This is a genomic window from Streptomyces sp. UW30 (genome assembly GCF_008042075.1).
Lineage (GTDB): Bacteria > Actinomycetota > Actinomycetes > Streptomycetales > Streptomycetaceae > Streptomyces.
On sequence record NZ_RDBN01000021.1, the window covers coordinates 155,911 to 176,527 of the forward strand.

A 20,617-nucleotide genomic window follows, 5' to 3' on the forward strand; every position below is an offset into this window, starting at 1 on the left:
CGATCGAAGGGGTCCGCGAATCCCGTCGGGGGGTGGCGGTCGGGTGACGGGTGGGGCGCGTAGTGTCGTACTCATGAGTACGACAGGTGCGAGCGCCGATCCGCTCGCGGCGCTCGGTTCACTGCCCGGGGTGCCCGAGTCCGTGGAGTCCGTGCGCAAGGCGGTGGACCGGGTCTACGGGCACCGCATCATGCGGCGCCGCAGTAACGAGATCACTTCCGAGGCGGCCCTGCGTGGCGCCCGTGGCTCCGCGGCGCTGTCGGGAGCCGACTGGGCTCTCGAAGAGGTGCGCCGGCGTACCGACTTCAGCGGTGACGACGAGGCCCGCGTCGTGGGTGCGGCCCTGCGGCTGACGGCCGAGGCGGGCCAACTGCTGTCCATCTGGCGGCAGTCGCCGCTGCGGGTGCTGGCCCGGCTTCATCTGGTGGCCGCGGCGAGCAATGAGGGCGAGGTCGGGCGCCCGCGCCAGGCGGGCGAGCCGGTCGACGAGCCCCTGATCGAGCTCCCGCTGCCGAGCGCGGCGGAGGTGCACGGCCGTCTGGAGGGACTGGCCGAACTGGTCATCGCCGGCGGTTCGGCGCCCGCCCTGGTGACGGCGGCCGTCGTGCACGGTGAGCTCCTCGCGCTGCGCCCCTTCACCTCCCGCAACGGCCTGGTCGCGCGCACGGCCGAGCGCATCGTCCTGGTCGGCAGCGGCCTCGACCCGAAGTCCGTCTGCCCGGCCGAGGTCGGCCACGCCGAACTGGGCCGCGCGGCCTATGTGGCGGCGCTCGAGGGCTATGTGTCCGGCACTCCCGAGGGCATGGCCGCGTGGATCGCCCACTGTGGCAGGGCGATCGAGCTCGGGGCGCGCGAGTCGACGGCGGTGTGCGAGGCGCTCCAGCGCGGGGCGGCGTAGCGCGGGGCGGCGTAGCCGGGATGGCTTTGCGCGGGTGACGTGGAGCGGGGCGGCATAGCGCGAGGCGGTGTGTCCCGGGGCGGTGTGGCGCACGCGCGCGTGAGGCGTCGTAGCGTTCCAGGATTCACGCGCGGGGCCTGAACAGAGTTGCGGCGGTACGAGATTTCGTACCGCCGCTGGCATGTTCACCGGGTTACCAGGCGTCCTCGATATTTTGCCCATCAGGTCGGGAGCTTTGCCCGTCACCTGGTGCGGCTGGCCCGTAATCGACGGGTCGACGTCGCGTGGGTGCCCAATGTTCATGCTCGGTCCGTGGGGCCAAATGCGTATTTAAGGTGATCCTCTCGGATGTCCTTGGTCTCGCGGGCCGTTGAGTCCTTTGTACTCCAGGTCACAACCAAGCGGAAGGCCTTGCCGCAGTTCTTTACTTTTAGTCTCAAATCACTTGAAACGGGCATCGGTTTGTCGAATGGGGTGCCCGGAACGTGGAAAGTGCAGGTCAGGCAAGCGACGTACGGCGTCGGTTCGCGTACCAGACCAGGCCCGCCGTGGCCGCCGCGGCTCCTATGGCCGCCGCCGCGACCAGGGCTGGACGCGGCGGTACGGAGAAGGAGGGGATCCGCTGCTTGAGCCGGACCGGGCGATGGAAATCGAGAATCGGCCACCCGCGCGCGAGAGCCTCGCGGCGCAGCGCGCGGTCCGGGTTCACGGCATGCGGATACCCGACCGTCTCCAGCATCGGCAGGTCGGTCGCCGAGTCGCTGTAGGCGAAGCAGCGGTCGAGGTCGTAGCCCTCGGATGCGGCGAGCTCCCTGATCGCCTCGGCCTTGGTCGGGCCGTACGCGTAGTACTCCACCTCGCCGGTGAAGCAGCCGTCGTCACCCACGACCATGCGCGTGGCCACCACGCGGTCCGCGCCGAGCAACTCGCCGATCGGCTCGACCACCTCGGCGCCCGAGGTGGACACGATCACCACGTCGCGGCCGGCGATGTGGTGATCCTCGATGAGGGAGGCGGCCTCGTCGTAGATGATCGGGTCGATCAGGTCATGCAGCGTCTCGGCGACGATCTCCTTGACCTGCTGGACGTTCCAGCCGCGCACGAGCGCGGAGAGGTACTCGCGCGTGCGCTCCATCTGGTCATGGTCCATACCGCCCAAGCGGAAGACGAACTGGGCATATGCGGTCCGCAAGGCGGCCCTGCGGTTGATCAGACCGCCTTGGTAGAACGACTTGCTGAAGGTGAGCGTGCTCGACTTCGCAATGACCGTCTTGTCCAGGTCAAAGAAGGCCGCTGTGCGGGGCAAGGAGTGGTTTTCCACGACCCTGAGCATAGGCGCAGCCCATTCGGCGTAAGGTGGGCGCGTGGGTTTGCCTGAGAGGGCTCTCGGGTACACCATGGAAGTCACGGATCGTTCGCGACCGTGCTAACCCGGTCCGACTCCTCCCCCCCCCCGAGTCGGCCGTGGAGACGACCCCCGCTCTCCCCCCCGGCGGGGGTCGTCGCATGTCCGGGTGGGTTTTCCCCTTTCGAACGTGGCCGCGAGGCCGGAACGAGGCGGCTGCGGCCGCCTGTTCGGCATGTTCATGATCCGTGACTGTGTGTAGCTGTCGTGCTGCTCTGCGGGAGTCGCACAGGGGTCGGTGCCGGGTCACCGGTTTGGGTGACGGCGATATTCACAACCACCGAGTTGTCCACAGTTATCGACCAAGATCCACACGATTTCCGGGATCGCTGCACCGTGATTCCAGCGCGTCCGGCTCGGGCCGACTTGATGGCCGGTTCCGGTTAGTCGGGCGTGTTTGGCCGGTTCGTATCGGCCGTTCATATGGAGGCCGCTTGCCGGTTCTTCACACGTTTGGGAATCGCGGGGCCGCAGGGTTGCGCGAGTGATGCAGCGAAGGGGGACGGAAACCGTGACCGCAGCCGTCACACACGATCCACCGCCCGCCGCCTCAGGGCAGCCGGGCAAGCCGTTGATCGTCACGGAAGACGCCGAACTGCTGGACGACCTGCTGCGCCTGTGCGCCGCGGCCGGCGCCACACCCGAGGTCCACCACTCGGTGCCCGAGCCCAGAGGCAGCTGGGAGGCGGCGCCGCTCGTCCTGGTCGGGGACGACGCCGCACGCCGCGTGCAGGGCGCCGGACGCAGGCGCGGGGTGGTGCTCGTGGGCCGCGACCAGGACGATGCCGGGGTCTGGCGCCGGGCCGTCGAGATTGGGGCGGACCACGTCCTCATGCTGCCCGACGGTGAACAGTGGCTGGTCGACCGCATCGCCGACGTCGCCGAGGGCGTCGGCCGACCCGCCCTCACCGTCGGCGTGATCGGCGGCCGAGGCGGCGCCGGAGCGTCCACGCTCGCGTGTGCCCTCGCCGTCACCGCCGCGCGTGAGGGACTGCGCACACTCCTCGTGGACGCCGATCCGCTGGGCGGCGGACTCGACGTCCTGCTCGGTGGCGAGGCGGCAGAGGGGCTGCGCTGGCCCTCGTTCGCCGGCTCACGCGGGCGGCTCGGGAGCGGCGCGCTGGAGGAGTCGCTGCCGAAGCTGCATTCCCTGCGAGTCCTCAGCTGGGACCGTGGCGAATGCGTCGCCGTTCCGCCGCAGGCGGTGCGAGCGGTGCTCGCCGCGGCCCGGCGCCGGGGCGGCACGGTCGTCGTCGACCTGCCCCGCCGCATCGACGACGGCGTCGCCGAGGCTCTCGCCCAACTGGACGTCGGCATCCTCGTCGTCCCCGCCGAACTGCGCGCCATCGCCGCCGCCCGGCAGGTGGCCTCCGCGGTCCGGCTGGTCCTGCGGGACCTACGGGTAGCGGTACGCGGCCCCTACGCGCCCGGACTCGACGACCGCGAGGTGGCCCGACTGCTGGATCTGCCACTGGTAGGTGAGGTGCCGGTCGAGCCGGGGCTGTTGCGACCGCACGAGAGCAAGGAACCGCCGGGGGCGATGGGACGGGGGCCGCTGGCGCGGTTCTGCCGGGAGTTCTGGGAGCGGTCGATGCTCGAAGCGAGGGCGGCATGAGCGCGGCATCGGGGCTCGGCTGGGTGAGCGGGGGCGAGGCCGGGTCGGTGCGGGCGGCGCCTGAGCGGTGGCGGTCGGGCAGGACGGTTGCCGCAGGGGTGCGGGCGGGTTCGACCGCATCAGCGGTGGACGGTTCAGGTGGCGCCGCTGCTCGGTGGCGGCTGTCGCAAGGGGCGGCCAGCGCGGTGAGTGGGGCCATTGCGGTGAATTCGGTGAGTGCGGGCGGTGGGCGGCCGGTCTCGGGCGAACGGGGCGGTCCCTCGGGCGGGAGAGGGGCGCCGGACCGGTCGGCAGCCAGGGCTCCCAGCGCGGTGAGTGGGGCCATTGCGGTGGATTCGGTGAGTGCGGGCGGTGGGTGGCCGGTCTCGGGCGCACGGGGCGGTCCCTCGGGCGGGAGCCGGGCGCCGGACCGGTCGGTAGCCAGGGCGGGCATGCCGTCGGAGCTGCTGGACGGGGTGCGGCAGTGGTTGGCCGAGAGCGGGGCCGAGCCGACGCCCGCGCGCGTGGCGCAGGCTCTGCGGGAGCAGGGCAGGGTGCTGGGGGACGCCGAAGTCCTCGGGGCGGCCGAGCAGTTGCGGTCCGAGCTGGTCGGGAGCGGCCCGCTGGAACCACTGCTCGCCGATCCCTCGGTCACGGACGTGCTGGTGTCGGCACCGGATCGGGTCTGGGTGGACCGAGGCGGCGGCCTGGAGCTGACGTCCGTGTCCTTCCCGGACGCGGCTGCCGTACGACGTCTCGCGCAACGCCTGGCCGCGGTGGCCGGGCGGCGACTGGACGACGCACGGCCCTGGGTGGACGCCCGGCTGCCCGACGGGACCCGGCTGCACGCGGTGCTGCCGCCCGTCGCCATCGGCTGCGCGTGCCTGTCGCTGCGAGTGGTACGGCCGCGGGCGTTCACGCTCGAAGAACTGGTCGCGGCGGGGACGGTGCCGCCGGGCGGGGACCGGGTGCTGCGCGCACTGGTCGAGGCACGGTTGTCGTTCCTCATCAGCGGCGGCACCGGCACCGGCAAGACCACGCTGTTGAGCGCGTTGCTCGGACTGGTCGGCGCCGGTGAACGGATCGTGCTCGCCGAGGACTCCGCGGAGCTCAGGCCGGAGCATCCCCATGTCGTACGGCTGGAGAGCCGACCCGCCAACCAGGAGGGCGCCGGGCTCGTCACCCTCGAGGACCTGGTGCGGCAGGCGCTGCGAATGCGGCCGGACCGGCTGGTCGTGGGCGAGGTGCGCGGCCCTGAAGTCGTCCATCTGCTGGCCGCGTTGAACACCGGTCACGAAGGAGGCTGCGGGACCGTCCACGCGAATGCGGCGGCCGATGTGCCGGCCCGGTTGGAGGCGCTCGGCACGGCGGCCGGGCTCGACCGCGCCGCGCTGCACAGCCAGTTGGCGGCAGCTCTGTCGGTCGTCATCCATCTCGTACGCGACCGGACCGGGCGTCGGCGGATCGCCGAGGTGCATGTGCTGGAGCGGGACCCGTCGGGGTTGGTGCGGACGGTGCCGGCGCTGCGGTGGGGCGCGGAGACGTTCGCGTATGAGCGGGGGTGGGAGCGGCTGCGGGGGTTGCTTCGGGGTGAGGGCGATGGAGGGCGCCGTGTTCATGAGGGGTTCGGTGATTTGAGTGGGTGAGATGTCCGCGGGCGCGGCTGTGCTGTGCCTTGGCATGGCGGTCTGGTTGCTGGGTGGGCCGAACTCCGGAGTGCGGCGAGCGCAGTTGCTGCTGGCCGGGGGTGGGGCCGTTGGGGCCGGACCGCCCGACTGGCGGCAGTTGGCAGGGCAGCTGCGGCGACTGCGGGGGCGGATGAGGGCCGAGTGGTGGGCACCTGCTGTCGGGCTGGTGCTGGCGCTCCTGGGGTCGTCGGTGCTGCCGGTCGTCGCGGGGGCGGCCGGGGTGCCCTTGCTGCGGCGGGTCCGGTTGACCCGGGAGGCGCGAAGGGCGCGGGAGCGTCAAGGGAACGCGGTGATCGCGCTGTGCGCGACGCTCGCCGGAGAGGTACGGGCCGGGCGGCAGCCGGGTGAGGCGCTGCAGCGGGCGGTACGGGATGCCGGTGGGCTCGGTGAGACGCAGTCCGCGGTGTTGGCGGCGGCGAAGTTCGGCGGGGATGTGCCGGGTGCTCTGGCCTCCGCGGCACGGCAACCGGGCGCCGAGGGCCTGTTGGGCCTGGCGGCGTGCTGGCGAGTGGCCGTGGACCAGGGCGCGGGGCTCGCGGCCGGGCTCGACCGGCTGGAAGGGGCGCTGCGGGCCGAGCGGGACCAACGTGCCGATCTGCGCGCTCAGTTGGCAGGCGCCCGATCGACGGTGCTGATGCTCGCCGGGCTGCCGGTCCTGGGACTCATGCTCGGGGCCGCCATGGGAGCCGACCCGCTGCGTGTGCTGCTGCACACCGGGGCGGGGCTCGGGTGCCTGGTCGTCGGCGGAGTGCTTGAGGGGCTGGGGATGTGGTGGGCGACGCGGATCGTGCGGGGAGCGGAGGCGGCGTGAGAGGCCGATTCGATGGTCGCCGGAAGAGGGAGGTGGCGGTGTGAACGTGGAGGTTGTCCACAGGCTGGGGACGGCGATGGGGGCGGTGCTGGCCGTCGGGTGGCTGTGGCGCTGGTCGGCGGAGGTCCGGCGCGAACGGAGGGTTCGGCGACGGCTGGGGTCGTTGGTGACGGCGGCCGACCGGACGGCTGGCGGAGCGACCGGCGCGACGCCGACGGGCAGACGGTACGACGTCCGGCAGGGCGTACGGCGATGGCTGCCGCTGGCAGCGGTTGTGGGCGCAGGTTGGGCGCTGGTCGGCGGGCTCGCCGGTCTGGGCGTGGGGCTGGTCGTCGCGGGCGGGCTGTGGCTGTGGCGGCGTCGGCAAAGAGCCCTTGAGGGCGCCGCGGCGCAGGTCGACGCCGGTGAGGTCGCACGTCGGCTTCCGCTCGCCGCCGATCTCCTCGCTGCCTGCATCGCGGCCGGAGCCGGCCCGGTGATCGCGGCTCAGGCCGTGGGCGAGGCGCTGGGCGGTCCCGTCGGGGAAGGGCTGGCGCGCGGTGCCGCGGAGGTGCGGCTGGGTGGTGAACCGGGTGAGGCGTGGCAGCGGTTGGCCTCGATGCCCGGGGCAGGGCCGCTGGCGCGGTTGCTGGAACGGGCCGATGTGACGGGGCTCCCGGCGGCCGGACCGGTCGCGCGGCTCGCCGCGGAGGCCCGCGCCGAGTGGACGCGCTCCGCGACGGAACGGGCCCGGCGGGCGGCCGTCATGGTCAGCGCGCCGGTGGGCCTGTGCTTCCTGCCCGCGTTCATCGCGGTGGGCGTGGCGCCGGTGGTGATCGGGCTTGCGGGCGGGGTGTTGGGAGGGGGTGGTGGATGACGAGGTGCGGGCCGAGACGGTCGCAGGCTGACCGTCTCACCTGCAGGTCGCAGGTCGCAGGTCGACGGTCGAGGGTTCTGCAACATGCGGGCCCGGCTGCGGGCGCTCGCGGGCGTGCGACAGCGGAAGTTCAACGATGTGTTTCAACGGTTTGTTCAATGGTTTGTTCAACGGGACTGAACCTTACGGGGGTTGAGATGTGCAAGGCGGTATGGGCACGGATGCGCGCGCTGGCGTTCAGGGTGCGGGCGGCGCGGGGTGATGCCGGGATGGTCACCTCCGAGTACGCGATGGGGATCGTGGCGGCGGTGGCGTTCGCCGTGGTGCTCTACAAGGTCGTGACGAGCGGGCAGGTCAGCGAGGAATTGCAGGCCATCGTGAAGCAGGCGCTCGATGCGCGGATGTGAGGCGGAGGGCGAGCGGGGGCCGGACCGGGGAACCGCCCGTAGGGCAGGCTGGGGCTCGGATGGTGGCTTCGTCACCGCGGAGTCGGCTGTCGTGCTTCCTGTTCTGGTCATGTTCGCGATGGCGCTGGTGTGGGGCCTGCTGGTGATGGCGGCGCAGATCCAGTGCGTGGACGCGGCCCGGACCGGTGCCCGCGCGGCAGCCCGGCAGGATCCCACCGACGCGGTCATCGAGGTGACCCGTGAGGCGGCGCCCCGCGGCGCGACGGTCACGGTCGGCCGGGAAGGTGACGAGGTCCGCGTGGTCGTCGTGGCCAAGCCGCCGGTGCTGACCGGACTCCCCTTCGAGGTACGGGAGGAGGCCGTCGCGGCGGCGGAGGAGACGGTGGGAGCGGGGACATGAGAGGAGGTTCCGCAACGGGCCGAAGGGCTGGTGCCGGGCGCCGTAACGGACGGGCCGCGGCCGGCGGTCCGCGCACCGCCCGGAAGGCTGCCGTCGGTCTGCGTTCCGATCGGGGTTCCGCGACCGTGTGGAGCCTTGGCGCCATCGCCGTGCTCTGTGTGGTCTTCGGCGTCGTACTCGCTCTGGGCCACGCGGTCGCGACCCGGCACCGTGCGGCCGGCGGTGCCGATCTCGCGGCGCTCGCGGCGGCCGACCACTGGGCGGAGGGTGGCACGGAGGCCTGTGCACGGGCCGAACGGGTCGCCGCCGCTCAGGGCGTGCGGCTGGTGCGATGCGTAGTGGTCGGCGAGGTCTCGGACGTGACGGCGGCCTCGGGCCGGGGCCCCTTCGCGGCGGAGGTCAGGGCGAGGGCGGGGCCTGCGGAGCCGAGGGTGCCTCTGCCGCCTCCGGGGCCTGCGCCGCCGACGGCGCCTGCGGGGCAGACCCCGACGACGGGACATCCGCCGCCCGGCCCTGCGCTGACGGACCGGCCGACACCGGATCCTTGACCGGTCCCGCAGCCACCGTCACCCCGCCCGGCGTCGGCGCGGACCCCCCGTCCTGGACCGACCCGGGAACCCCGCTCCCGTCCGCGCCCTCTCCCGACTCCTCCTCCGGCGCCCCACGCAGCAACACCGTCAGCAACCGCACGGCGCCCCTCTTGTGCAGCGGATCGTTCCCGTTGCCGCACTTGGGGGACTGGATGCAGGACGGGCAGCCGGCGTCGCACTCGCAGGAGGCGATGGCCTGGCGGGTGGCGGTGAGCCAGGAGCGAGCCGTGTGGAAGGCGCGCTCGGCGAAGCCCGCGCCGCCGGGGTGGCCGTCGTAGACGAAGACCGTGGGGAGCAGGGTGTCGGGGTGGAGCGGGATCGATACACCGCCGATGTCCCAGCGGTCGCAGGTCGCGAAGAGGGGCAGCAGGCCGATCGAGGCGTGCTCGGCGGCGTGCAGGGCGCCGCCGAGGATCTCCGGGTTGATCCGGGCCTCGTCCAGCTGGTCCTCGGTGACCGTCCACCACACCGCGCGCGTGCGCAGCGTACGAGGAGGGAGGTCGAGCTTCGTCTCGCCCAGGACTTCGCCGGTGATCAGCCGGCGCCGCAGGAAGGAGACCACCTGGTTGGTGACCTCGACGGAGCCGTAGCACAGGCGGCCGTCGCCCCACGGGACCTCGACGTCCGTCTCCAGGACGGAGATCGCCGTCGTGTCGCGGGCGACCGTCGAGTACGACGGGGCGGCCTCCTCGACCAGGGCGACCGAGTCCTCCAGGTCGAGGGAGCGCACCAGGTACGTACGGCCCTGGTGCAGATGGACCGCGCCCTCGTGGACCGTGGAATGCGCTGCGCCCGCGTCGACCGTGCCGAGCAGCCGGCCCGTCCCGGCCTCGACCACCTGGACCGGACGGCCGCCCTCGCCGCGGATGTCGGTGAGGTCGGCGGCCCGTTCTCGGCGCGTCCAGTGCCAGGCCTTCGTGCGGCGGCGCAGCAGCTTCGCGGCCTCCAGCTGCGCCAGCAGGCCCTCGGTCTCGGGGCCGAACAGCTCCAGGTCCTCGTCCGTCAGCGGGATCTCCGCGGCCGCCGCGCACAGATGCGGCGCCAGGACGTACGGGTTGTCGGGGTCGAGGACCGTCGATTCCACCGGACGGTCGAACAGGGCCTCGGGATGGTGGACGAGGTAGGTGTCCAGCGGATCGTCGCGGGCGACGAGGACCGCGAGGGCGCCCTGTCCGGAGCGGCCGGCCCGGCCCGCCTGCTGCCACAGGGAGGCGCGCGTGCCCGGGTAGCCGGCGATGAGTACGGCGTCCAGGCCGGAGACGTCGATGCCGAGTTCCAGCGCGGTGGTGGCGGAGAGGCCGAGGAGTTCGCCGGAGTGGAGGGCCTGCTCCAGGGCGCGGCGTTCCTCGGGGAGGTAGCCGCCGCGATATGCCGCGACACGCCGGGCCAGGGAGCGGTCGACCTCGGCGAGGCGCTCCTGGGCGATGACCGAGATCAGCTCCGCGCCGCGCCGGGACCGCACGAAGGCGACCGACCGCACGCCCTGCACGGCCAGGTCCGTCAGGAGGTCCGCCGTCTCGGCAGTGGCGGTACGCCGGACGGGTGCGCCCTTCTCGCCCTGCATCTCGGTGAGCGGGGGCTCCCAGAGGGCGAAGACCAGTTCGCCGCGTGGGGAGGCGTCGTCGGCGATCTCCAGCACCGGGAGGCCGGTCAGGCGGCCGGCGGCCACCGAGGGCTCGGCGGCCGTCGCAGAGGCCAGCAGGAAGACGGGAGAGGCGCCGTAGCGGGCGCACAGACGGCGCAGTCGGCGCAGCACCTGGGCGACGTGGGAGCCGAAGACGCCGCGGTAGGTGTGGCACTCGTCGATGACGACGTACTTCAGCGCCTTGAGGAAGGAGGACCAGCGGGGGTGGGACGGGAGTATGCCGCGGTGCAGCATGTCGGGGTTGGTCAGGACGTAGTTGGCGTACTGGCGGATCCACTCGCGTTCCTCGAACGGAGTATCGCCGTCGTACACGGCCGGACGTACGGAATTGCCCAGCGGATGTGAAAGTTCCTTCACCGAACGGCACTGGTCCGCCGCAAGGGCTTTGGTCGGGGCCAGGTAGAGGGCGGTGGCGCCGCGGCCGTTCGGGGCCTCGGAGCCGTCCAGAAGGGTCGACAGAACCGGCACGAGGTAGGCCAGGGACTTCCCGGAGGCCGTGCCCGTGGCGACGACCACGGACGCGCCGTCCAGGGCGTGCTCGGCGGCGCGTGCCTGGTGGGCCCAGGGATGTTCGATTCCGGCCGTCTGTACTGCGGCGATGACCTCCGCGCGGATCCGGTCGGGCCAGACTGCATGGCGACCCTCCCGCGGGGGCACATGCTCCGTATGAGTGATGCGCGAAGCCCGGCTCGGCCCCGAGGCGAGTCGGCCCAGCACCGCGCCCGGGTCCACCCGGGAAACGGTGCCCGTCGGGGATCGATCGGATCGGTGATTCTTGGCCATCGGCACCGAGTGTGTCACTGGCGTGACGGACAATGGGACCAAGGCGTCGTGCACGCCTGCCGGTAAGTGATTGAATGCCATCGCGGCTGGCGAACCGACCTTGGGGTTGCAAGCCGAGGTGTCCCGAGGGGCGACCGCTCGATAGCAAGGTGCTGGAGGATCCGTGGACCTGTCCCTGTCGACCCGTACCGTCGGCGATCGTACGGTCGTCGAGGTCGGTGGCGAAATCGACGTATATACCGCGCCCAAGTTGCGCGAGCAGCTGGTCGAGCTGGTGAACGATGGGAGTTTCCACCTCGTCGTAGACATGGAGGGCGTGGACTTCCTCGACTCCACCGGGCTCGGCGTGCTGGTCGGCGGCCTGAAGCGGGTGCGTGCCCATGAGGGCTCACTGCGCCTGGTGTGCAACCAGGAGCGCATTCTCAAGATCTTCCGCATCACCGGCCTCACCAAGGTGTTCCCGATCCACACCTCGGTCGAGGAAGCGGTAGCGGCGACCGACTGATCACCGGCCCGGGCTCGCCGTACGCCGGCGTGCCCGGGGCTGCAGAAGGTGAAAGCGAAGGGGGACTGGGCTTTCGGCGGCCCGGTCCCCCCGACAGCACGCCCGAAGTTCTGAGGGGGATGCATGGCCACCGTTGAACTCCGCTTCAGCGCGCTGCCCGAGCACGTCAGGACCGCCCGGTTGGTGGCGGCGGCGGTGGCGCGCAGGGCCGGAGTGGACGAGGCCGTCCTGGACGAGGTCAGACTCGCCGTGGGCGAGGCCTGCACCCGGGCCGTCGGGCTGCACCAGAGCGTCGGCATCACCTCGCCGGTGAAGGTGTCGCTGATCGAGGAGGAGAAGCAGTTCTCCATCGAGGTCGGCGACGAGGCACCGCGCTCCGTTCCCGGCGAGCGGTCATCCGGCGCCGCGGGCGACGACGGTGAGGTGGACGCCGAGGAGGACGAGATGGGCCTCGCGGTCATCAGCGGCCTCGTCGACGACGTGGAGGTCTCCGCCGGGGAGCATGGAGGCCTGATCCGTATGACCTGGCCGACGACACCGCCGGCCGCGGTACTTCCCTGAACAGCTTCACCCACCCGTCTCATCACGAAGGGGCCCTGCTCAGCAGGGCCCCTTCGTGTTTTTTCCTCCGACGCCGGGGAATTCGTGAAGGAATTCACGATCGATCCTCCGATAATTGATCAAGCTCTTCATAATTTGATCAAGCATCAAAGTGGACGTCAATGGTTTTAGGGCATTAGCGCTTTCGGGTTAAGTGGCTTGATGTCGATCATTTGCTGAACGGCATGTGAAGGCCGATTCCGCTTACCGCCATCTGTTTTGATCAGGTTCCGGTACCTAGAATCCGTCCACATCTTGAGCTCAGCCCAAGCGTCAAGGAGGACGAATGGCGGGGCTTTCTACCCCTCATCAGCTGGACCATCCCACTACCCTCGCAGCTGCAGTGCTGACAGACGACAACCGGATCATCATCACGATCATCGGTGTCGTCGCACTGGCAGCGCTCGTGGTCGCCGGCGTCCTGGTGCGCCAGGTGCTCGCGGCGGGCGAGGGCACCGACAGCATGAAGAAGATCGCGACGGCCATCCAGGAAGGCGCGAACGCCTATCTGGCCCGGCAGTTGCGCACGCTCGGCGTATTCGCCGTAGTCGTGTTCTTCCTGCTCATGCTGCTGCCCGCGGACGACTGGAATCAGCGCATCGGCCGATCGGTGTTCTTCTTGATCGGCGCCGCGTTCTCGGCGGCCACCGGCTATATCGGCATGTGGCTCGCCGTGCGCAGCAATGTGCGGGTCGCCGCGGCGGCACGGGAAGCGACCCCGGCGGCGGGCGAACCGGAAAAGGATCTCACCGCCGTCTCGCACAAAGCCATGAAGATCGCTTTCCGCACGGGCGGCGTCGTCGGCATGTTCACAGTGGGGCTCGGTCTGCTCGGCGCCTCCTGTGTGGTGCTGGTGTACGCGGCCGACGCGCCGAAGGTGCTCGAAGGATTCGGACTGGGTGCCGCACTGATCGCGATGTTCATGCGTGTCGGCGGCGGCATCTTCACCAAGGCCGCCGACGTCGGCGCCGACCTGGTCGGCAAGGTCGAGCAGGGCATTCCGGAGGACGATCCGCGCAATGCCGCGACCATCGCCGACAACGTGGGCGACAACGTCGGCGACTGCGCGGGCATGGCGGCCGACCTGTTCGAGTCGTACGCGGTGACCCTGGTCGCCGCCCTGATCCTCGGCTCGGCGGCCTTCGGTGACGCCGGGCTCGCCTTCCCGCTGATCGTGCCCGCGATCGGCGTGATCACCGCGATGATCGGCATCTTCGCCGTGGCTCCGCGCCGCTCCGACCGCAGCGGCATGACCGCGATCAACCGTGGCTTCTTCATCTCCGCGGTGATCTCGATCGTGCTGGTCGCGATCGCCGTGTTCGCGTACCTGCCGTCGTCGTACGCCGACCTCGACGGCATCGGCGACGCGGCCATCGCGGCCAAGGACGGCGACCCGCGGATCTTCGCGCTCGTCGCCGTGGCGATCGGCATTGTGCTGGCCGCCGTCATCCAGCAGTTGACCGGCTACTTCACCGAGACCAACCGCCGCCCGGTCCAGGACATCGGCAAGACCTCGCTCACGGGGCCCGCCACCGTCGTCCTGGCCGGTATCTCGATCGGTCTCGAATCGGCCGTCTACACCGCCCTGCTGATCGGCCTCGGTGTCTACGGGGCCTTCCTGCTCGGCGGCACGTCGATCATGCTGGCGCTGTTCGCGGTGGCGCTGGCCGGCACCGGCCTGCTCACCACGGTCGGCGTGATCGTCGCCATGGACACCTTCGGTCCGGTCTCCGACAACGCGCAGGGCATCGCCGAGATGTCCGGCGACGTCGAGGGCGCCGGCGCCCAGGTGCTCACCAACCTGGACGCGGTCGGCAACACGACCAAGGCCATCACCAAGGGCATCGCCATCGCCACCGCCGTCCTGGCGGCGGCGGCGCTCTTCGGGTCGTACCGCGACGCCATCACCACAGGCGCACGGGACGTGGGCGAGAAACTCAGCGGCGAAGGCGCGCCGATGAACCTGATGATGGACATCTCGCAGCCCAACAACCTCGTCGGTCTCATCGCGGGCGCGGCGGTCGTCTTCCTCTTCTCGGGTCTCGCCATCAACGCGGTGTCCCGGTCGGCGGGAGCCGTGGTGTACGAGGTGCGGCGGCAGTTCCGTGAGCGTCCCGGGATCATGGACTACACGGAGAAGCCGGAGTACGGCAAGGTCGTCGACATCTGCACCCGGGACGCCCTGCGCGAGCTCACCACGCCCGGTCTGCTCGCCGTGATGGCGCCCATCTTCATCGGGTTCACGCTCGGCGTCGGCGCCCTCGGCGCGTTTCTCGCGGGTGCGATCGGTACCGGCACCTTGATGGCGGTGTTCCTCGCCAATTCCGGCGGCGCCTGGGACAACGCCAAGAAGCTCGTCGAGGACGGCCACCACGGCGGCAAGGGCAGTGAGGCCCACGCCGCGACGGTGATCGGCGACACGGTCGGCGACCCCTTCAAGGACACCGCCGGTCCCGCGATCAACCCGCTGCTGAAGGTGATGAACCTGGTCGCGCTGCTCATCGCGCCCGCGGTCATCCAGTTCAGCTTCGGCGAGGACAAGAACGTCGGAGTGCGGGTTCTGATCTCCGTCGTCTCGGCCCTCGTGATCGCCGGCGCGGTCTACGTCTCCAAGCGGCGCGGGATCGCCGTGGGTGACGAAGACAACGCCGAGAGGTTGGCCAAGCCGGCCGACCCCGCGGTGGTCTCGTAGGCGGTCTTACGACGGTCCTGCTCAAGAGGCGGGCGGGCGGCGCGCATTGACGTGCCGCCCGCCCGCCTCGTGCTGGTTCACGCCCTTGCCGTGACCCTTCTCTCCCATGGTGCAAAAGGTATGAAAAGCCTACGGATGGCGTATGGGGCACGGTGTCGTCCCCGATCCGACGTGTAGGGTCCCGTGGCCGATAGCCATGGAAGGGACCAAACCGGTGAACAAGAAGCTCGCGGCCGTAATGTCCGGCGGTGCGGTACTGGTACTGGCGCTGACGGGATGCACGAGCGAAGAGGGCAACAAGGAGCTCGACGCCTGGGCCAAGAAGGTCTGTGACTCGGTGCCGGCGCAGAACGCGAAGATCTCGGCGGCCTACGTCGCGATCACCAAGGCGGCCAAGGACACGACCAGCACGCCCAAGGATCTCCAGGCGGCCGACTCCAAGGCCTTCCAGGACCTCGCCGACGGCTACAAGGAGCGCGCGACGCTCATCAGCTCCGCCGGGGCGCCTCCGGGGGTCGAGGGCGGCGCGAAGGCCCAGAAGGACGTCGTCACGAAGCTCACCGCCCTCTCCGCGGCCTACGCGGACCTGAAGAAGCGGGTCGACGGGCTGGACACGAAGAACCAGGCGAAGTTCGCGTCCGGCCTGAAGGACGTGTCGGCCGAGATGAAGCAGGTGGAGACCCAGCGCAAGAGCGCCGTGACGGCGTTGAAGAAGCTGGAGTCCGGCGACACCAAGAAGGCGCTGACCTCGCAGGAGGGCTGCAAGCAGGCCGCCGCGGCGTCCGGGGCGGCCGGGGCCACCGACAGCTGAGCCGAAGTGGCCACCCCTGGCTGGGCCGAACCGGCCTCCGGTGGCCGTGCCGACTCGGGGGGCGGGCGCGGGTCACAATGAGGGCGTGAGTGACTCCACGCTGCCCTCCCTGCCCACCTCCGACCGCCCCGATGTCGCCGTACGGCTGCGGGAGGCCCTGCTCAGGGCCTCCTTCACCGCCGACGGACTGCTTGAACTGCTCGGCGCGCCCGCGTACGCGGCGCTCGCCAGGAGCGAGACCGTGCCCGCGCTCCGGGCGACCCGCGCAGACGCGCCGCTCGAAGCGCTCGTACGGCTGTTCCTGTTGCAGCAGCCCGTTCCGCACGCGCGCGTGGCGGACGTGTTGCCTGTCGACGCGTGCCTGGAGAGCGGTTGGCTGGTCCGGGTCGGCGGCGAATCCGACGACGTCTGCGCGACCGTGGACGTACGGCCGTACGGCGGGCCCGGGGGCGAGGACTGGTTCATCGTGTCCGACCTGGGCTGCGCGGTCGGCGGTGCGGGCGGCAGTGGCAGCGACGGCCGTCAGGCGGACGAGGCTGTCGTCCTCGGCGTCGGCGGCGCCTCCACGACCCTCGCCGGCATCACCGTCCGCACGCCCGTCGCCTCCGCCCTCGACCTCGGCACCGGATCCGGCATCCAGGCGCTGCACGCCGCGCAGCACGCCACGCGCGTGACGGCGACCGACCTCAACCCGCGCGCGCTGCACATCTGCGCGCTCACGCTGGCCCTGTCCGGCGCGCCGGCCGCGGACCTGCGGGAGGGCTCCCTGTTCGAGCCGCTCAAGAACGGCGAGACCTACGACCTGATCGTGTCCAACCCGCCCTTCGTGATCTCGCCGGGCGCGCGGCTGACGTACCGCGACGGCGGGATGGGCGGGGACGATCTGTGCCGGTCGATCGTTCAGGGAGCGGGAGAGCGGCTGAACGAGGGCGGGTTCGCGCAGTTCCTCGCCAACTGGCAGCACGTGGAGGGGGAGGACTGGCAGGACAGGCTCAGGTCATGGGTGCCGCGCGGGTGCGACGCGTGGATCGTGCAGCGCGAGGTGCAGGACGTCACGCAGTACGCCGAGCTGTGGCTCAGGGATGCCGGTGACCACCGGGGTGACGTGGCCGAGTACCAGGCGCGGTACGACGCCTGGCTGGACGAGTTCGAGGCGCGCAAGGTCAAGGGCGTGGGCTTCGGGTGGATCACCCTGCGCAAGGCGTCGGCCGCCGTGCCCTCGATCACGGTGGAGGAGTGGCCGCACCCGGTCGAGCAGCCGCTCGGCGACACGGTCCGGGCGCACTTCGACCGGCTCGACTACCTGCGCGCCCGCGACGACGCGGCCCTGCTGGAGGACCACTTCAGGCTCGTCGCCGAAGTCGTGCAGGAGCAGGTCGGGCTGCCCGGCGCCGAGGACCCGGAGCACGTGGTGCTGCGCCAGCACCGCGGCATGCGCCGGGCCACCCAGGTGGACACGGTCGGCGCGGGCTTCGCCGGCGTGTGCGACGGCACGCTGAGCGCGGGCCGCATCCTGGACGCGATCGCCCAACTGATGGGCGAGGACCCGGTGTTGCTGCGCGACCGGACGCCCGCGCAGATCCGGCTGCTGGTGGAGCAGGGGTTCCTCGAACCGGCGCGGTGACCCCGCCCGGGGTTCGCCCCTGCCGCGTCACGCCTGAGATGGATTGGCACCCCTGATGCCCAAGTGTCCGGTCTGCCAGGATTGATCCCGAAAAGGTCTCCTGTCGGTGGTGGATGCGAAGCTACCTTCGAGAGACGGACTCGACGCGCCCTCGGGGGAGACGCGCTGCCTCGGGTCTCGGGGGGAGGCGTGATGGCGGGGGAGACGCCGGATCACGGCGAAGGCAGGCTCATCAACGGGCGGTACCGGCTGGTGCGGACGCTCGGCGCGGGCGGGATGGGCCGCGTCTGGCTCGCCTACGACGAGGAGTTGGCCTGCGAAGTCGCGATGAAGGAGATCGCGCTTGCGGACGTGCCGATGGACGCGAGTGAGACGGGGCACCGCGTCGCGCGGGCCCGTAGTGAGGCCCGGCACGCGGCGCGGCTGCGAGGACATCCGCATGTGGCGACGGTGCATGACGTGGTGGTGCACGAGGAGCTGCCGTGGATCGTCATGGAGCACGTGCCGGACGCGGTGGATCTCCAGGCGGTCGTACGGAGTTCGGGGCCGCTGACGCCCGTTCAGGTGGCCCGCATCGGGCTCGCCGTGCTCGACGCGCTGACCGCCGGGCACCGGATCGGCATCCTGCACAGGGATGTGAAACCGGCCAACATCCTTCTGGCGCCGGACGCTTCGGGCGACCCCTACGCGCGCGTGCTGCTCACCGACTACGGCATCGCCCTCCAGCCCGAGTCCCGCGAGCCCCGGCTCACGGCCACGGCGGGCATCCTCGGCACGCCGGGCTACCTCGCCCCGGAGCGTGCGCGTGGCGAGCCGCCCACTCCGGCCGCCGACCTGTTCTCCCTCGGCGCCACGCTCTACGCCGCCGTGGAGGGCCGCGGCCCCTTCGACCGCCACGGCGACTACGCCACCCTGACGGCCCTCCTCGGCGAGGACCCGACCCCACCGGTCCGTGCCGGTGAACTGGCGTCGGTGCTTCAGGGGTTGCTGGTGAAGGACCCGGTGCGCAGGTCGGCGGCCGGAGMMGGCGGCTCGCCACGCGCACGCTCCGGGGCGAGGTAGCCCGGCGTGCCGAGGATGCCCGCCGTGGCCGTGAGCCGGGGCTCGCGGGACTCGGGCTGGAGGGCGATGCCGTAGTCGGTGAGCAGCACGCGCGCGTAGGGGTCGCCCGACTCCGGGGGCGCCTGGCGTGACGCCGGCGCCGGATGCGGGTTCCGGGGCGCCGCCCGGGTGGGGCGCGGAGCCGGCGCTCGGTGCGGGGCAGGCGGGGTTCGGGCCGCCGCCCGGCGGCTTCGGACCGATGCCGGGTACGCCGCAGACGCCCGGTGCGGCGCCGACCCCGAACACCCCGCACACCCCGGCCGGGGGTGGTCCGGGCGCCGGTGGTCCGGCCACGCCCGGACACACGCCCGGCCCGGCACCGTACGACCCGTGGCGCCGGCCCGCCCCGCGGCCGCCCTTCGACCCTGGGAACCCCTATGCGCAAGGCCCCTACGCGCAAGGTCCCTACGTGCAGGGCCCAGGTGCCACCTCCGCGGACGGCGTCGGGCAGTCGCCCTACGCCGGGAGCGGCGGTCAGCCTCCGCACGCGGGAGGGGCCGCCGCCCAGTCGCCCTACGCCGGCAGCCCCACCTCGTCGCCGTACGCGGGCAGCCCCACCACGCCGTCGTACCTGAGCGGCACCTCTGGCAGCCCTGGAGGCCCGGGAGGTTCCTGGGCCACCGGCGGGCTCGGCGGTCCCCTGCCCGGTGGGGGAGGCCAGGGACCGACCTCGGATTCCGCCGCCAGGAAGCGCACCGCGCTCATCGCCCTGGTCGTGGGGCTCGTCCTCGTCGTCGCCGGTGGGACATGGGCCGTCGTGTCGCTGACCGGCGACGACGCAGGGGACAAGAAGAACTCCGCGACGAAGAGTTCGCCCTCGGCCAGTGCGTCACGGGGGTCGCAGTCGCCGACCGGGCCCGTGTATCCGTACGGCGATGCCGTGGGGCTCACCGAGCCGCTGGAGACGGGGGACTGCGTGCAGGCGGTGTGGGCGGGGACGCCCTTCAAGTCGATGCCGAACCTCGGGGTCGTGGACTGCGACGACGACTGGCCCGACGGCCAGGTCGTGGCTGTCGACACCGCCACAGACTTCGCCGACGCCCGCGCGCAGGGTGCGCGGCGCTGCGAGAAGCAGAGCGGGGCGATCGCCGCCGCGCTGCCGGACGCGGCCGAATACGCCGTCGTACCGACGCAGGAGGGGTTCGCCGCGGCCAACAGCGGTACGGCGTGCCTCGTGCTCGGCCGGCACGCAGCGATAGGCGGCGAGGTGGGCCGCTTCCGCGACGACGGCGAGAACCTCTGGGTCGGTCAGATGAGCGTCGGCGACTGCTGGATCTACGAGGAAGAGGACGACGGCTACAACGCCCCCTTGATCGGCTGCGCCGAACCGCACACCGACCAGGTCATAGGCACTGTTCAGGCACCCGGCGAAATGAGTCACAAGAAGGGTTCGGACAACGCCACCAAGCTGTGCCGGAACAAATTCGAGTCGATCTGGGCGCCGGGCGCGGAGCGGGCCGTCTACGGCTGGATCGCGGACGACGAGGACTGGGAACTGGGCTTCGACAAGGTCGTGTGCACGGTCGGCCGGGTCGACAACGCGAAGACGACAGGAAAGATACCGGCGCCCGGCGCGGTCTGAGGCGGACGGGGCCGATGAGGGCGGAGGATGCTGTGGGGCTGTCGTGGCGGCCGGGCCCGGAGCGATTCGGAGAGTCCACAGCCGCGTCGGTCCCTCGTTCACCTGAGGTTCGCCTGTGCGCCGTCCGCGCGTGTCAGCCTCCCCGGGCTGGGGCACTCGCGTACGGGAGAAAAGGGGCATACGGAGCCATGGAAAGGGGACCGGCGCTCTTCGCTGGGATCGTGTTCGCCCTGTTCGGGGGCGGGCTGCTGGTGTGGACGGCGGTGCGGGTACGGCAGCGTCAGCCCGTCGCCCACGGTGTGAACCCCGTCGCATCGGCGACCCTCGCCGGCGTCGTCTCGGTGATCGCGCTCATCCTCGGAACCTGGTGCTTCACCCGCCTCTGAGAACGGCCCGCGAGCTGGGCGGCCAGTAATTGGCAGGGCCTCTTCCGGAAAGGCTCGAAAAGACCTGTCGGCACTCCGGGCGGCAGGAATGGCGGAAGTCGGGTTACCGTTCGAGTGGCCGTTGCGGGCTTTTCCCGTTTGACAACGGGGCGGGATGTACCGTCACACTCCGCAGCGTCACCACCACCCGACCCCGGGAGCCGAGCGACCCCCGGGGAGGCCCCAGCGTCGACCGGAGA

17 protein-coding genes and 1 pseudogene are annotated in these 20,617 nt (G+C 71.5%); 16 read left to right on the forward strand and 2 right to left on the reverse strand.

Going from position 1 to position 20,617, the window contains the following annotated elements:
* The first annotated feature begins 73 nt into the window (after nucleotides 1-73).
* Complete coding sequence (locus tag EAO75_RS11000) at nucleotides 74-898, forward strand: oxidoreductase (protein WP_147994873.1); 825 nt, start codon at nucleotides 74-76, stop codon at nucleotides 896-898.
* Nucleotides 899-1,397: 499 nt separating this feature from the next.
* On the opposite strand, the gene EAO75_RS11005 is transcribed toward EAO75_RS11000, so the two are convergent.
* Nucleotides 1,398-2,231, reverse strand: a complete 834-nt coding sequence (locus EAO75_RS11005; protein WP_147994874.1) for an HAD family hydrolase — start codon at nucleotides 2,229-2,231, stop codon at nucleotides 1,398-1,400.
* 559 nt (nucleotides 2,232-2,790) lie between these two features.
* On the opposite strand from EAO75_RS11005, the gene ssd reads away from it, so the two are divergent.
* The 7 genes and pseudogenes from ssd to EAO75_RS11040 all read left to right on the forward strand — a co-directional run.
* Entirely contained in the window at nucleotides 2,791-3,918 is a 1,128-nt protein-coding gene (ssd, locus tag EAO75_RS11010) for a septum site-determining protein Ssd (RefSeq protein WP_147995243.1), read from the forward strand.
* A gap of 431 nt (nucleotides 3,919-4,349) precedes the next feature.
* Nucleotides 4,350-5,543, forward strand: coding sequence for a TadA family conjugal transfer-associated ATPase (locus EAO75_RS11015; RefSeq protein ID WP_147994875.1), 1,194 nt, complete (start codon nucleotides 4,350-4,352; stop codon nucleotides 5,541-5,543).
* Between the two features lies 1 nt (nucleotide 5,544).
* The gene (locus tag EAO75_RS11020) at nucleotides 5,545-6,396 is read left to right on the forward strand and encodes a type II secretion system F family protein (protein WP_147995244.1); all 852 of its coding nucleotides are present in this window, start codon (nucleotides 5,545-5,547) and stop codon (nucleotides 6,394-6,396) included.
* 40 nt (nucleotides 6,397-6,436) lie between these two features.
* Nucleotides 6,437-7,252: a type II secretion system F family protein gene (locus EAO75_RS11025; RefSeq protein ID WP_147994876.1), complete on the forward strand. Its 816-nt coding sequence runs from the start codon at nucleotides 6,437-6,439 to the stop codon at nucleotides 7,250-7,252.
* A gap of 197 nt (nucleotides 7,253-7,449) precedes the next feature.
* Nucleotides 7,450-7,659: a DUF4244 domain-containing protein gene (locus tag EAO75_RS11030; protein WP_147994877.1), complete on the forward strand. Its 210-nt coding sequence runs from the start codon at nucleotides 7,450-7,452 to the stop codon at nucleotides 7,657-7,659.
* A complete protein-coding gene (locus EAO75_RS11035) occupies nucleotides 7,646-8,059 on the forward strand; it encodes a TadE family type IV pilus minor pilin (protein WP_147994878.1) in 414 nt (137 codons plus the stop codon). Before EAO75_RS11030 ends, EAO75_RS11035 begins: the two co-directional genes overlap by 14 nt.
* Nucleotides 8,056-8,538: pseudogene (locus EAO75_RS11040) on the forward strand (Rv3654c family TadE-like protein); the annotation flags it as partial. The gene EAO75_RS11035 and the pseudogene EAO75_RS11040, both read left to right, overlap by 4 nt.
* On the opposite strand, the gene EAO75_RS11045 reads toward EAO75_RS11040, so the two are convergent.
* On the reverse strand, nucleotides 8,459-11,158 hold the full coding sequence (locus EAO75_RS11045; RefSeq protein WP_261989238.1) for a DEAD/DEAH box helicase: 2,700 nt from the start codon (nucleotides 11,156-11,158) through the stop codon (nucleotides 8,459-8,461). The pseudogene EAO75_RS11040 and the gene EAO75_RS11045 sit on opposite strands and share 80 nt — an antisense overlap.
* A gap of 82 nt (nucleotides 11,159-11,240) precedes the next feature.
* Here EAO75_RS11045 and bldG point away from each other — a divergent pair, with 82 nt between their 5' ends.
* The 8 genes from bldG (at nucleotide 11,241) to EAO75_RS11080 (ending at nucleotide 20,378) form a co-directional block, all read left to right on the forward strand.
* Nucleotides 11,241-11,582, forward strand: coding sequence for an anti-sigma factor antagonist BldG (gene bldG / locus EAO75_RS11050; RefSeq protein WP_003975386.1), 342 nt, complete (start codon nucleotides 11,241-11,243; stop codon nucleotides 11,580-11,582).
* 123 nt (nucleotides 11,583-11,705) lie between these two features.
* Nucleotides 11,706-12,143 (forward strand): ATP-binding protein, encoded by a 438-nt coding sequence (locus tag EAO75_RS11055; RefSeq protein WP_147994879.1) that lies wholly within the window; start codon nucleotides 11,706-11,708, stop codon nucleotides 12,141-12,143.
* Between the two features lie 325 nt (nucleotides 12,144-12,468).
* The gene (locus EAO75_RS11060; protein WP_147994880.1) at nucleotides 12,469-14,874 is read left to right on the forward strand and encodes a sodium-translocating pyrophosphatase; all 2,406 of its coding nucleotides are present in this window, start codon (nucleotides 12,469-12,471) and stop codon (nucleotides 14,872-14,874) included.
* Between the two features lie 196 nt (nucleotides 14,875-15,070).
* Complete coding sequence (locus tag EAO75_RS11065) at nucleotides 15,071-15,685, forward strand: small secreted protein (RefSeq protein ID WP_147994881.1); 615 nt, start codon at nucleotides 15,071-15,073, stop codon at nucleotides 15,683-15,685.
* A gap of 85 nt (nucleotides 15,686-15,770) precedes the next feature.
* The gene (locus EAO75_RS11070; RefSeq protein ID WP_147994882.1) at nucleotides 15,771-17,309 is read left to right on the forward strand and encodes a methyltransferase; all 1,539 of its coding nucleotides are present in this window, start codon (nucleotides 15,771-15,773) and stop codon (nucleotides 17,307-17,309) included.
* A gap of 192 nt (nucleotides 17,310-17,501) precedes the next feature.
* A complete protein-coding gene (locus EAO75_RS47190) occupies nucleotides 17,502-18,371 on the forward strand; it encodes a serine/threonine-protein kinase (protein ID WP_410092229.1) in 870 nt (289 codons plus the stop codon).
* Nucleotides 18,372-18,819: 448 nt separating this feature from the next.
* Nucleotides 18,820-19,992: a septum formation family protein gene (locus tag EAO75_RS47195; RefSeq protein WP_261989239.1), complete on the forward strand. Its 1,173-nt coding sequence runs from the start codon at nucleotides 18,820-18,822 to the stop codon at nucleotides 19,990-19,992.
* A 188-nt stretch (nucleotides 19,993-20,180) separates the two neighbouring features.
* Complete coding sequence (locus EAO75_RS11080; protein WP_093746825.1) at nucleotides 20,181-20,378, forward strand: hypothetical protein; 198 nt, start codon at nucleotides 20,181-20,183, stop codon at nucleotides 20,376-20,378.
* The last annotated feature ends 239 nt before the right edge of the window (nucleotides 20,379-20,617 follow it).